This is a genomic window from Kosmotoga sp., from assembly GCF_982836095.1.
Genome location: NZ_CEYIHJ010000033.1, coordinates 1 through 14,148, shown reverse-complemented (window position 1 = coordinate 14,148; position 14,148 = coordinate 1). Strand labels below are relative to the sequence as shown.

At 41.4% G+C, this 14,148-nt stretch carries 11 protein-coding genes; 9 read left to right on the top strand and 2 right to left on the bottom strand.

Annotated elements, in window-relative coordinates; all coding sequences use genetic code 11:
* The 6 genes from AC3LHT_RS03765 to AC3LHT_RS03740 all read left to right on the top strand — a co-directional run.
* Positions 1-505: transketolase C-terminal domain-containing protein (locus AC3LHT_RS03765; RefSeq protein ID WP_488662028.1), on the top strand; the 505-nt coding region annotated here is incomplete at its 5' end.
* 2 nt (positions 506-507) lie between these two features.
* Positions 508-1,215 (top strand): ribonuclease III, encoded by a 708-nt coding sequence (rnc, locus tag AC3LHT_RS03760; RefSeq protein ID WP_290646681.1) that lies wholly within the window; start codon positions 508-510, stop codon positions 1,213-1,215.
* Entirely contained in the window at positions 1,208-2,017 is an 810-nt protein-coding gene (lipS1, locus tag AC3LHT_RS03755) for a LipS1 family lipoyl synthase (protein ID WP_488662027.1), read from the top strand. Before rnc ends, lipS1 begins: the two co-directional genes overlap by 8 nt.
* 231 nt (positions 2,018-2,248) lie before the next feature.
* On the top strand, positions 2,249-2,758 hold the full coding sequence (gene ruvC, locus AC3LHT_RS03750; protein ID WP_290646684.1) for a crossover junction endodeoxyribonuclease RuvC: 510 nt from the start codon (positions 2,249-2,251) through the stop codon (positions 2,756-2,758).
* Positions 2,755-7,038: a PolC-type DNA polymerase III gene (locus AC3LHT_RS03745; RefSeq protein WP_488662026.1), complete on the top strand. Its 4,284-nt coding sequence runs from the start codon at positions 2,755-2,757 to the stop codon at positions 7,036-7,038. Before ruvC ends, AC3LHT_RS03745 begins: the two co-directional genes overlap by 4 nt.
* 8 nt (positions 7,039-7,046) lie before the next feature.
* Positions 7,047-8,090 carry a hypothetical protein gene (locus tag AC3LHT_RS03740; RefSeq protein WP_488662025.1) on the top strand — a complete coding sequence of 348 codons (1,044 nt, stop codon included), beginning with the start codon at positions 7,047-7,049 and terminating at the stop codon, positions 8,088-8,090.
* Here AC3LHT_RS03740 and AC3LHT_RS03735 read toward each other — a convergent pair.
* Together AC3LHT_RS03735 and AC3LHT_RS03730 are read right to left on the bottom strand one after the other, a co-directional pair.
* The gene (locus tag AC3LHT_RS03735) at positions 8,083-9,279 is read right to left on the bottom strand and encodes an inorganic phosphate transporter (protein ID WP_290646690.1); all 1,197 of its coding nucleotides are present in this window, start codon (positions 9,277-9,279) and stop codon (positions 8,083-8,085) included. The two genes, AC3LHT_RS03740 and AC3LHT_RS03735, sit on opposite strands and share 8 nt — an antisense overlap.
* Before the next feature lie 11 nt (positions 9,280-9,290).
* Positions 9,291-9,971 carry a DUF47 domain-containing protein gene (locus AC3LHT_RS03730; RefSeq protein WP_290666014.1) on the bottom strand — a complete coding sequence of 227 codons (681 nt, stop codon included), beginning with the start codon at positions 9,969-9,971 and terminating at the stop codon, positions 9,291-9,293.
* A gap of 269 nt (positions 9,972-10,240) precedes the next feature.
* On the opposite strand from AC3LHT_RS03730, the gene dnaK reads away from it, so the two are divergent.
* The 3 genes from dnaK to AC3LHT_RS03715 all read left to right on the top strand — a co-directional run.
* Positions 10,241-12,082, top strand: a complete 1,842-nt coding sequence (dnaK, locus tag AC3LHT_RS03725; RefSeq protein WP_488662024.1) for a molecular chaperone DnaK — start codon at positions 10,241-10,243, stop codon at positions 12,080-12,082.
* 33 nt (positions 12,083-12,115) lie between these two features.
* Complete coding sequence (locus AC3LHT_RS03720) at positions 12,116-12,568, top strand: Hsp20/alpha crystallin family protein (protein WP_290646696.1); 453 nt, start codon at positions 12,116-12,118, stop codon at positions 12,566-12,568.
* Positions 12,569-12,881: 313 nt separating this feature from the next.
* Positions 12,882-14,148 (top strand): Clp protease N-terminal domain-containing protein (locus AC3LHT_RS03715; protein ID WP_488662023.1); only part of this gene is annotated, 1,267 nt, incomplete at its 3' end.

The following is a 14,148-nucleotide window of genomic DNA, read 5'->3' as shown; positions in this document are numbered from 1 at the left end:
TGTGCGATTCGCAGCGAAAGAAAAAGGCAATTTTGTAATTGCTCTTGGACGCTCAAAGATTAGCCCCATTACAGGATTAAATGGGGAACCCTTCTTTGGTGAAGAATATGAATTTGAGTATGGAAAAGTGGACGTTATAAGAACTGGTGAAGATGCTACCGTAGTCGCTACCGGTCAGGTTGTTTCTGAAGCCATAAAAGCTGCTGATAAGCTCAGAGAAGAGGGCATCGAAATATCTGTTCTTGGTGTAAGTTGCCCGCTTCATGCTTCTTTTGGATCTGTAAAAGAGTATCTTAAAGGAAAGGTTCTCACCATAGAGGATCATAATGTAAAAAGTGGGCTTGGTAGCATTTTAGCAGAGTATTTTACCGTTGCAGGCTTTCTACCGAAAAAATTCGTCAAGATCGGGGTCAGCGAATACGCGGTATCCGGAAGTAAAGACTTTCTTTATAAGTTAGCTGGTCTTGATGCAGAGTCCATAGCCAAAAGGATAAGAGAAGTCTAAAAATGGAAGAGGCGTTAAAGAGGGCAAAGAAATTCATAGGGACTTTAGGCGTAGAAGGTGTGGATACAGAGCTCATGCTAAGAGCTCTGTGTCATTCTTCCTTTGCAAATGAAAATACAGCTTTGAATTTAGAGTCCAATGAAAGGCTCGAGTTTCTTGGAGACGCTATCCTTGATTTTGTGCTAGCTGAAATTCTTTACACAGAATATTCGCTAAACGAGGGGGAAATGTCTAAAATTCGCTCGACAGTTGCAAGTGAAATCATTCTTTCAGTTGTGGCAAGAGAAATAAAGCTGGGTGATTTTCTGCTGCTTGGAAAAGGCGAAGAAAATTCGGGCGGCAGGACAAAAGACTCTTTGCTTGCCGATGCCTTTGAGGCTGTTCTTGCCGCAATATATTTGTCTAAAGGGCTGGAAGAAGCAAGGAATTTTGCTGAAAAAGTGTTGAAAAAATATATCAATCAGGCTTTGAGCGGTGAACTTGTGATGGATTACAAGACAAGACTCCAGGAATACACACAAAAGAACTTCGGGGTACGCCCGGAATACCGATTAAAAGGAAAACAGGAAAACGAAACATTTTTTGTTGAAGTATATCTTGATGGAAAACTTCTCGGTTATGGTGAGGGCAAAACAAAAAAAAGAGCTGAACAGCAAGCAGCTAAAAGCGCCTACGAGAAATTCTTGAAGGGTGAAAATCTCAATGCGTGATTTCACCTTTGTATTCCCTTCCTCGACAAGGTCTATCAGTACCAGTGGATTAGTATGTGCGCTGAATTGTAAGCATTGTGGAGGGCACTATCTTCGAGGCATGGGTATGGTGGCAGAAATTCCACAACTTCTAAACGCTGGCAAGAAGAGTTTTTTGATCAGCGGAGGATTAAACGGGGAGGCTGCTGTTCCTTGGAAAGACCACGCTGAGTTCCTTTTGAAGATAAAAAGGGATTATCCTGTGAAGTACAATTTTCATGTTGGGCCTGTGGTGAAAAGTGAAGATATTCCTTTGCTAAAAGAACTGGCAGATATAGTTTCCTTTGATATCGTTGGAGATGCTGAAGTCATGAAGGAAGTTTATGGTGAAGACCTTTTTTGTGCTTCTGTGAAAAGCTTTAACTTGCTCATAGAGAATGATATAAAAATTATTCCCCACATCACCATTGGGCTTAAAGAAGGCGTGCTTTCGCACGAATTCAAAGCTCTGGAGTTGCTTGAAAAGGCGAAAATGAGAAAGGTTGTCTTTCTTGTTTTTATTCCGACTGTTGGCACCGCATATGCGAAAAAATCTCCACCAGAGATAAAAGATGTTGAGCTCGTTTTTAAGGAAGCGGGTGGTTTTAGGAAGATTCTCGGTTGTATGCATCCCGGTGGAGGTTACAGAAGAAAACTTCAGAACCTTGCATTATCTTCGGGCTTTGATGCCATAGTGCAACCGATCAAGCCCACTATAGATACAGCAAAAGGGTTGAATCTGAATTCAACTTACTTTTATGAATGCTGCGGTTTTCTATTGTAAATTTCTCTGGTCTCTGGTGTTATTAGGCCATAGCGAATTTCTTCGCATTTATAACGAAACATTGAGAGAATTTGTTGCTGAAACGAAACTTTGTTAATAGTTATCGACACTCTCAAATAGGCTTTTGTTGATGGTTTGACCTTGTCAAAGGCTCATGTGAGTCATGGGTTCTATGTTCCATAGCCTTCACTCAATGGGTGGCATTAAAATCATAAAATCGGAGGTGTGGTTTTGCAAAGAGGAGCCATCAGAATTCTTGGAATTGACCCAGGCTTTGGTACTCTTGGTTATGGAATAATCGATGTAGTTGCTTCTCATGTTGAGCTCATTGATTATGGTGCCATTTACACAAAACCCCGAGAGCCTATTCCAGATCGCTTGTTAAAAATTTATCTGGAACTCAAGAAGATAATAGATGCGCATTCACCTTCCGAAGCTGCTGTCGAAGAGTTGTTTTTTTTCAGAAATGTCACAACGGCCATTCAGGTTGGAGAAGCTCGTGGAGTAATTTTACTTACATTAAGAGAAAAAGGGCTGCCCATTTTCGAATATACACCTCATCAGGTAAAACAAGCGGTCACTGGATATGGTCGTTCTGAAAAGGGTCAAATACAGCGGGTGATGATGAAATTTTTGAGAATGAATGAAACGCCAAAACCCGACGATGCAGCAGATGCACTTGCTATTGCCTGGTGTCATTTTCTTTCTCGTTCTTTTCCTGGAGGTGCACGTAGTAAATGAAATTCAGATTTAAAAATGTAGATCTCAACGCGTCAAAATTAATTGAAAGGATCATGGGTTTTTATCCTGATGAAGCTTTTTCCTCTCTGAACTTATCCAGTGTGGTTGTCAACCCTGGTAAAAGAGAATTGACAATTGTCTTCGATTCCAGAGTTTCGGAGGATATGAAAGACTTTCTTTTGAAGCGTTTTACACTCATCGCTTCAAATCAGTTAAAATCCAGGATAAAATTTATCTTTTTAGAAGCCAATGAACAGTCTGCCAAGAAGGTTGGCGACAATAATGATATGGATACGATACAAGAAACTAAGACATATTTGAATAAGAACGAACTCTTTAAATATGTAAACGGCCTTTCTTCATACCTCGAAAAAGCCTCTATAGAATATGATGGAACAAAAGTTTCGATTGTTGTTAATAGTGCTTTCGCGAAACAAAGAATCATCTCCAAAAAGCGAGAACTTGCTAAAGCCCTGCAAAAGACAATAGGAAAAGCTGTTCCACACGAAGTAATTTTAAAGACCGAAGAAATACATGAAAACAGTGAAAAAGAACTTCCATATTCCCCTCAACGGGAAAATGGAATGATTGAAAGAAATACAGATACACCTCAAAAGGCTGAAAAGAAAAAGGTTCCAGCTGTACTGATGGGGAGGAAAATAAAGACCGCACCACAAAAGATCGGCGATGTTGTGGGAAATGAAAGCTCCGTAGTTATAGCAGGCCAGGTATTTGGAATGGATCTCTGGAAAGGAAAAATAGCTGTTCTCACTTTTAAAGTAACTGATTTTACAGATTCCCTTTCTTGCAAGGTCATAGGAAAAAAAGCCGAAGAGGTAGCCTCAATTCTTTCAAATGGAAAAGGCATTCTTGTTAGGGGAAAATTGGAATACGATTCCAGAAGGCATGAGGAGGTACTGACTGTTCATGATCTAAATTCTTTCAAGCTTCCAGAGCGCCTGGATAAAGCTGCAGAGAAAAGAGTAGAACTCCATTTACATACAAAAATGAGCGCACTTGATTCAGTAGTGGAAACAAGTGAGCTTTTCAAGACGCTAAAGAAATGGGGTCATACTGCGGTTGCCCTGACAGATCACGGAGTAGTTCAAAGCATTCCAGAATTTTATTTTGCTGCAAAAAAAGCGGGAATCAAACCCATCTTTGGTATGGAAGGTTATATGATAAACGACCTGGAAGCGATCGTAAGCAATCTTGGAGATCACGACGGAGAATTATCCAACCAAACATACGTAGTTTTTGATCTCGAAACCACCGGTTTAAATCCAGTTTCTGATGAAATCATAGAATTCGGCGCGGTGAAATTAAAAGGAACGGAGATAATAGATAGTTTCAGTTCTCTAGTAAAACCCAAGAGGAAAATCACATCCGAGACCTTTGAAATCACCGGTATCAGCAATGAAATGCTTGCTGAAGCTCCTGGGCTGGAAGAAGTGCTAACTTCTTTTCTCAAATTTAGTGAAGGCTGCATATTGGTAGCGCATAACGCTACCTTTGATTACAGATTTGTCAGAAGTGCTGTCAAAGAACTCTTTGGAAAAGAATGGGAATCACCGTATATAGATACACTTGCCCTCTCGAAAAGCCTGCTGAAGTCGAGAAGTTATTCACTGGATAATGTGGTAAAACATCTCAAGTTGGGAAACTTCAATCACCACAGAGCGGCAGAAGATGCCCGGGTCACGGCAGAAGTTTTCAGGAAGTTCATGAGTATGGTGGACAAAAGAGGTATAAAAAAAATTTCGGAACTGGAAACCTTAAGAAAAAATATAAACATTTCCAGTTTGAGACCTCAGCATGTTTCAATATTGGCAAAGAACAAAACAGGCTTGAGGAACCTCTATATTTTGGTAACCGAATCCCACACACACTACTTTCATGGAAAGCCACGGATTCCAAAGAGCTTGCTGAACGAACATCGAGATGGACTCTTAATTGGTTCTGCCTGTGTTTCGGGCGAGCTTTCCCGCGCTTATATAAATGGTGCTAACACTCAGGAGCTGGAAGAAATAGCAAAATTCTTTGATTATATAGAAATCATGCCTCTTGACGTTGTTGAAGAGAATGACAGACAAATTTCAAGGGACACGTTGAAAACCATGTACAGAGAATTCTACAAAATAGGCCGAAGACTTAATATCCCTGTGGTAATGACAGGTGATGTACACTTTCTTGAACCGCACCACAATATTTTCAGGGCTGCCATACAAGCAGCTCAAGATCAGGAGAACTTCGATAAGCAACCTGCGTTACATTTGAGGACCACCGAAGAAATGCTAAAGGCGGCCATGGAGATATTCGATAATGAAAAAATCGCCCAGGAAATAGTTGTAGTAAATACCAATCGTATAGCCAACGAAATAGAAGAAATAGTTCCTGTTGAAGGAAAGTTGCATCCTCCTATCATTGAAGGTGCTGATGAGCAGGTTCGTGAAATCACCATGAAAAGAGCTAAAGAAATTTACGGTGAACCGCTTCCAAAAATTGTAAAAGCCAGGCTTGAAAAAGAATTACACGCAATAATTGACCATGGATATGCGGTTTTGTATCTAATAGCTCAAAGGATGGTAAAGAAGTCGAATGACGACGGATATGTAGTGGGTTCGAGAGGGTCGGTTGGAAGTTCATTGGTTGCAACGATGATGGGAATAACTGAGGTCAATCCGCTTCCTCCACATTACGTGTGTCCTAGCTGTAACCATTCAGAATTCGTGCTCGATGGCAGCGTAGAATCCGGATATGACCTCAAAGATAAAGTTTGTCCAAATTGTGGGACTAAAATGGCGAAGAATGGGCAAAACATTCCCTTTGAAACTTTCTTGGGCTTTAAGGGTGATAAAGTCCCGGATATTGACTTGAATTTCTCGGGAGAATATCAGGAACGAGCCCATGCCTATTTAGAAAAACTCTTTGGAAGGGAACATGTATACAGAGCCGGAACCATTAGCACAATTGCAGAGAGAACGGCTTACGGTTTTGTGAGGGCTTACATAGAAAAGACGGGTAAGCGCTTACGCAACGCTGAAATAGATCGTTTAGTAGCTGGTATTACAGGGGTAAAACGAACAACCGGGCAACATCCAGGGGGGCTTATGATCGTTCCCAAAGACCGTGATGTCCACGAATTCACGCCTGTACAGTATCCTGCGAATGATACTAAATCAAGGACAAGGACAACACATTTTGCCTACGAAGTCATACACGATGATCTGGTTAAAATCGATGCACTGGGCCATGACGATCCTACATTTATAAAATATCTTAAAGACATAACAGGGATGGATCCTACAACTGTTCCCATGGGTGACAAGAGTACAATTTCCATTTTCTCATCAACCAAAGCATTGGGCATCAGGCCTGAAGATCTGGGAACTAATGTTGGTACGTTGGGAATTCCTGAGTTCGGAACACAATTTGTCCGAGGGATGCTTCAAGAGACACACCCTAAGAGTTTTGGAGAACTCGTAAGGATATCAGGGTTATCGCATGGAACGGATGTCTGGCTTAATAACGCTCGCAACTGGATTGCTTCAAGAAAGGCCACTCTTGGAGAAGTCATCGCCTGTCGTGATGACATCATGAATTACCTGATCCAGAAAGGCATAGAACCGTTAAAAGCCTTCAAAATAATGGAAAAAGTGAGAAAAGGGAAAGGCATAGATGCTGAAGAAGAGCAGTTAATGCGCGAAAAAGCTGTTCCCAACTGGTTTGTGGAGTCTTGTAAAAGAATTAAGTATCTCTTCCCAAAAGCTCATGCAGTTGCATATGTGAGCATGGCCTTTAGGGTAGCTTACTACAAAGTTCATCATCCACTGGCATTTTATTCGACCTATTTCACTGTGAAGGGTGGAGAATTCGATGTTGAACTTGCCCTCAGCGATATACACAGCATAAAAAAAGAAATAGCAAGTCTTAAAGGAAACCCGGATAAAAATGTAAAAGACCGTTCAAAAGAAACATTACTGGAAGTAATTCTAGAAATGAAACTCAGGGGATATAACTTCTTGCCTGTTGATCTTGAGAAATCAGATGCAACGAAATTCATAATAGAAGAAAAAGCGCTCAGGATACCTTTTAACAGGATTAAGAACCTTGGTACAAAAGCAGCCATATCGATTATCAAAGAACGGAAGAAAAAACCTTTTTCTTCCATTGAAGACTTGATCAGAAGAACAGCGCTGAACAAAACCACTGTGGAAGTCCTTAGGAAGTACGGTGCCTTAAAGGGACTTCCGGAAAAAGAACAAATCACACTTTTTTGAGGTTTGCTATGAGAATTGAACTCACCGCCATTGAGTACAGAAAGCTCCTTGAACTTTCAGAAAAATTTGCAGGGTCAGTAGAGCCCGGTTATCGATTCTTAAGGTTGTATTACTGGAAGGGCTTGAGAGCTTTTATAACAGATGGTTGTGGAAAACTGGAAATCCCTTTGAAAAAAGATTGTGCCCCGTTTAAGGGATCTTATATTATCCCCCTGGATCATGCGAGAGCGCTTAAAGAGCAGCTTAAGGACGATGCGAGCATAATAATTACCGGGAATGAAGCAACTTTGTCTATTTTTCTGGGTGGAGAAAAGCTGTTGATTGAAAAAGCCTGGATTGATGGTATTCCCAGAATGGAGAGAAAGTTCGAGAATATTTTTTCAGTGAAAAAGAACCTCTTTAAAAATGCTCTGAATTTTTCCTCTGCAATTAATGATGAAGGGGATAACGTAAGTTTTGTATTTAATAATAGCCTTGTGAGCATCATTTCGTCTTCTCATAACATGACTGCGCTTAATTATTTGAATGTCCCGCTTTCAAGGAACCTTCAAGCACATATTCCGTATGTCACTACCCGCCATCTTGTAAAAACCCTGGATCTTATAAAAATCGAAGAATTAAACTTTGGGGAGGGCATTGAGGATCTTGGGATTAAAGTGGGACCTTTACTGTTTTCAATTTGCTGCGACCGCGAAAAATTATTCGACGAAGTACCTAAACTTCCCGAAATCAAAGAGAAAATCGTTATGGAAAAAAGTCAGCTATTATTCTCTGTGCGAAAGTTAGCAAAACTTGTATCGAGAGGTATGAAGGTCCTGATACTTTCAGACCATGGGAGCATCAAATTCATGCTAAAAACAGGAACTTTCCGATATGAAAAAGTCATACTCAAGACACCTTTTGAGAATTTTGCTGCAGGGGTTGATCCCCATCGCCTTCGTTCTGCTCTATCCAGAATGAACTCGGGAAAAGTTGAATTATTTACTTACAAAAAACAATTGGTACTGACCGGGAAAAGCTCCGGACAGTACCTAGTATTACCACTTATATGAATAGCATGAAAAGCAAGCCAGAAATAATTCCAGATACCGGGACTGTTACAAACCATGCCCAGAGAATGTTTTTGAGAACACCTCTATTGACACCTTCGAGCCCGTGGGCAAGTCCAACGCCGGTGACTGCCCCTACAACAGTGTGCGTTGTGGAAACGGGCATTCCAAAGAACGAAGAAAGCAAAACAGTGGTAGCCGCTGCAAAATCAATGCTGAAACCTCTGGTGTTATTCAAAGTTGTGATACGGGTTCCCACAGTATCCATCACTTTCTTACCCCATATTCCTACACCAAGGGCTATACCGAAGCCACCTATGGCAAGCATCCAGGAAGGAACTTCTACATGACTGCCAATGCCTCCTGCTGTGAGGGCAATATACACAACTGCTAAAGGTCCTACAGCGTTTGCTACATCATTTGCGCCGTGGGCAAAAGACACATAGCACGAAGTAAGCACTTGCATTTTTCTAAAAGTCCCTTCGACAATTTCATAAGGTTCATGTTGATTTTTTCTCGCATATTTAGCAACAAGGAGAAAGCTTACCAGGAAACCAAGGGTAAAAAATACACCACCCACAAGCAGAGAGCTATAAGTTCCTAATTTTAACGTCTTTATAGAGAAAAGGAATGAAATGATGAATAACGTACCCGCTATATATAAGGGTGCGTAGTGTTTGGTGGCAGTTATAGGACTTTTCCTCCGAAGTATGGAAAACGCGATGAGCTTGAAGACGACAAAGGCAAGTAGCCCTCCGACGAAAGGGGAGATGAACCAGCTTGACACTATCATGAGCATTTTTGCCCAGTTAACAGCACCCAGACCACCAGCCACTATACCAAATCCAACCATTCCACCAACTATGGAGTGAGTTGTGGACACCGGCCAGCCTTTCAAAGTCGCGATGGCCAACCAGATAAAAGCACCTATCAGGGCTGAAAGAGCACCGTACATAAGCGTTTTGTCGGAAGAAATAATTGAGGGATTTAGAATGCCCTTTGTTATAGTGGAAGTGACATGAGCACCAAAGAAAAAAGCACCACTGAATTCCAGAACGGCAGCAATCATAACAGCTTGCTTGACAGTGATTGCCTTTGCACCGACAGCCGTGGCCATGGAATTTGCAACGTCATTGCCACCAATAGCCATTGCAAGTGCCAATCCAAGTGCGGCAGATAATATCAGAATCATCAAATCACTCCTTATTCCATCTTCAGAAGCATTGCAATTGACTCAGCAACATTTTCGGTGTTATCGGCGATGTTTGAAATTGTGATTGCAAGATTCACCAGATAGAATATATCCACCGGGTTTAACTCTTTTTTCAGTGAAAAGAGAATTTCGCCGATGTGAACAGATTCCGTGTCGCTTTTGAACTCGAGGTTTTCAAGTATATCAATATCTCCATATTCCTTTTTGACCTCTTCCGGGGAAAAAGCACTTTCAACAACCTTGGTGAGAGTATGAATCAGTTCATGCATTAGCTTTACTGAGTCATATACGGAAGCGCATAAATCTGTGAACAACCGGGGAATATCCGTCTTCTCAATTGCTTCAACGCGATTCATTCTAAGGATCTTGAGAGCATCATCGACCTTATCAATCACAGAATCTTGCTTGTGGAGAATAGCCATGATATCCGCTCTGTCAAAAAAAGCGAATCTGAACTTTTCATAACTCCCGCGTAATTTGGTTTTCAGTAAATCTGCCTGCTTTTCCAGCTTTTCTACTTCGTAGGAAAACTTTTCTACATTTCCGCCGCTAAAGTAATCTTTCATGGCTTTCGGAAGATATGCAGCAGCTTCAAGAACAATGTCAGAATGCTCTCTTAGCAATTTTAAAGGGCTTTCTTTTGGGAAAAGCTTCTCGATGAGCCTTGTCACATTATCACCTCCACCCAAAAATACCATCACGGATACAATTTTCTCTTACGCTTTTTATACAAATCTTCATACAAATTCTTGCCCTTAATTAGCAGTCTTATATTATGAAAGCTATAAAATTTATATACAATATTATTTATATCACTAAAACCATTTATACAACACGAATATTAGCATATGTAATTATTCTACATGGGTGTTGACAAAGCCTCTTGACAAAATTATAATTTCAAACGGAAGGTGCAAAAACCGAAACGGGAGGGATTAAAATGGCAGAAAAGGAATACATCGTGGGCATCGACCTTGGTACAACGAATTCTGTTATTGCGTGGGTCAAACATGATGGAAGTCCCGAAGTGATACCAAACGCTGAAGGCGCAAGGACAACACCGTCCATCGTATCCTTCACGAAAACAGGGGAAATCATAGTTGGGGAACCTGCCAAAAGACAGGCTATATTGAACTCAGATAGAACCATCCGTTCCATAAAAAGAAAAATGGGTTCTGATTACAAGGTCAAGATTGACGACAAAGAATACACTCCTCAAGAAATCAGTGCTTATGTATTGAAAAAGCTCAAGACTGATGCCGAATCTTATCTTGGTGGGAAGGTTACCAAAGCTGTTATAACCTGCCCTGCTTATTTCAACGATGCACAAAGACAAGCAACAAAAGAAGCGGGCATAATAGCAGGCCTTGAAGTTCTGAGAATCATCAATGAGCCCACCGCAGCAGCGGTTGCTTACGGACTCGATAAATCCCAGGGTGATAAAAAAGTTATAGTTTACGACCTTGGCGGCGGTACTTTTGATGTATCTCTGCTGGAAATTGGCGAAGGTGTTGTGGAAGTCCTTGCAACTGCCGGAAATAACCACCTTGGTGGTGATGACTTTGACCAGAAGCTTATTGATTACATGGCGGAGAAATTCAGGAAAGAACACGGTGTGGATTTGAAGCAGGATAAACAGGCTTTCCAGAGGCTTAAGGATGCCGCTGAAAGAGCCAAAATAGAGTTATCAGCAAAATTCGAAACAGAGGTAAGTTTGCCCTTTATAACCGCAACCACTGAAGGCCCATTACATCTCGAAATGAAAATAACAAGGTCAACTTTCGAATCTCTGATCAGAGATCTTATAGAATCAACCAGAGAACAAGTCGAAAGGGTCTTGCAAGATGCCAAAGCTTCACCCAATGACGTAGATGAAGTAATTCTCGTTGGAGGTTCAACAAGGATACCCTTTGTTCAGAATTTCATAAAGGGAATCTTTGGAAAGGAACCAAATAAAAGTGTCAATCCAGATGAAGCCGTTGCTGTGGGAGCCGCAATACAGTCAGCTATACTCGGGGGAAACCTTGACAAAGACCTGGTTCTTGTTGACGTGACACCTCTTACTCTTGGAGTCGAAGTTAAAGGAGGGCTCCTGGAACCCATTATTACGAGAAACTCCACAATTCCCATCAAAAAGTCAAAGATATTTACAACCGCCGAAGATGGTCAGACAGAGGTTGAAATCAGAGTATATCAAGGCGAAAGAACCATGGCTCAGGACAACATTTTCCTAGGTAGCTTTAAGCTAACGGGAATCGCTCCAGCTCCAAGAGGCGTACCACAGATAGAAGTCTCCTTTGATATTGACAGTGACGGAATCGTCAATGTCCATGCCAAAGACCTTGGTACCAACAAGCAGCAATCAATGGTAGTTACGGGACGCAATAAATTATCAGAAGACGAAATCAAGAAAATCGTTGAAGATGCCAAAAAATATGAGGAACAGGACAAGAGGAAAAAACAGGAAATCGAGCTCAAAAACCAGGCTGACGAACTTGCATATAGAGTTGAAAAGCTCCTGAAAGAGAGTGGAGACAAAATACCTGCCGAGGATCGCGGCAATTTAGAAACACTTGTTAAAGATCTGAGAGAAGCGCTTAACAAAGACGATATAGCAAGAGTCAAGATACTCTTTGACAAGCTCCAGCAGGAGAGTATGAAGATAGGACAACATCTTTATCAACAGGCTCAGGGTGCATCAACCCAGGGAGGACAGTCAGACCCTGGACAGGGTGATGGTGGTTCTGAATACATACCGCCAAAAGACAATCCTCAGAATTGAACATAAACAAAAAAGTTAAAGGGAGGTGGGATCATGTTAGCGAAAAGGAGTGAACTCAGCAACATCTTTAAACCTTTTGAAGAACTCCACAGGGAGATTGACAGGCTCTTTGACGATGCATTCAAAGGTTTAAGTATCAGACCTGAAGAGCGTGAAAACTTCATACCTGCCGTTGACGTCTATGAAACGGATGATGCCATCTTCCTCGAAATGGAAGTGCCTGGAATCAAAAAAGGAGACCTGAAGATAAAGCTTGAAGATGGCGTCTTAAGCGTAACAGGTGAAAAGAAGTACGAAAAGAAAGAAAAATCGAGAAACTACCACCTTGTGGAAAGAGGCTATGGTAGCTTTAGCAGAGCCTTCAGACTTCCTGACAGTATCGACACGAAAAAAGTCAAAGCAAACTATGACAACGGCGTTTTAAAAATCGAGCTTCCCAAGAAAGAAGAGGCAAAAAAAGAAGCCGTAGAAATAAAAATCGACTAATTAGTGAAAACGTAGAAGGGCGCCTCTAAAAGGCGCCCTTTTTCAAAAGAAAACAGCTATTGAAAGCTGAGAATCTAAAGTGGTGAGAAACGAGAAAAAACCTGTCTTGGGTTCTGTGCAATTCAATGAATTTCTAACAAATCTCTCGTTACTCGATGCTCGCAACTCGAATCTAGAACCAGGGTCTAGGGTTTAGTTGTTGGGGTTTAGATGTTTTTCTTCTCGTAACTCGAAACTCGGCTCTTTTATTCTCGTAACTCGAATCTCGTAACTCGAAATATTCGTAACTCGATCCAAAAGGAGGTGCTACCTTATGTTGAACTACGAAGAATATACAGAAAAGGCAAAAAAGATATTGATGGATGTTCAAGATATACTCACGCGATATAGGCAAAATCAACTTGGAAGTGAGCATATATTGCTTTCAATCCTGGAAGATGGAGATAATCTTGCCGTTGAAGTTCTCAAGAACTTGAAAGTCGATCTAGGTGCATTAAGACGCGATGTTGAGGAAGTTATAGGACGATACGGTTCAAATGCGGGTGGTGCAGGGAATCAAATATACCTTACCCCTGATTCAAGGCATATCTTAGAAACTGCAAAATCCGAGGCTAAAAGAATGCAAGACCAGAAAATTGGTACGGAACACCTGCTGCTGGCAATGGTAAAAGAGACATCTTCTGTGGCCTCGAGAATTTTGGTGAAATACGGGCTTGACCTTGACAGGGTTTACAATGCCCTCTTAAAAGAGAGAAAAGAATCTGAAGCGTCTGAAAATGAGAACATAAGTGCGTTAAAAAGATTCACCATAGATTTAACTGAACTCGCAAAACAGGGCAAACTCATGCCGGTTATTGGCAGAGAAGATGAAATTAAGAGAGTGATACAGATATTAGGCCGAAAAACAAAAAACAACCCTGTCCTTGTTGGGGAACCTGGTGTGGGAAAAACCGCGATTGTGGAAGGCTTGGCACAACGCATCATCGATGGTGAAACGCCAGAGTACCTCAAAAACCGCCGTGTTCTCGTACTGGATATGGGTAGAGTCGTTGCTGGTACTAAATTTCGCGGAGAGTTTGAGGAACGTATGAAAGCTATCATAGATTCGGTGCGTAAACTCTCCGGAGAAGTGATTCTCTTCATAGATGAAATTCACACCGTAGTTGGAGCAGGTAGTGCTGAAGGTTCTATGGATGCTGCGAATCTTATGAAACCAGCTCTTGCGCGTGGAGAACTTCAGTGCATAGGTGCAACGACAATAGACGAATACCGTAAATACATTGAAAAGGACAGGGCTTTGGAGAGAAGATTCCAACCAGTATATGTAAATGAGCCAACACCTGAAGAGGCCCTTGAAATATTGAAAGGAATCAAAGAAAGCTATGAAAAACATCACAACGTTAAAATAGATGATGAAGCCCTTGAAACCGCTGTGGATCTTAGTGTCAAATATATAAGTGACCGTTATTTACCGGACAAGGCCATAGACCTAATCGATGAAGCGGCGTCTTTTGTTAGACTTCAAGCCGGATACGTACCCGAAGAAATAAGGAAGCTCGAAAAAAGGCTTTCCCAACTCG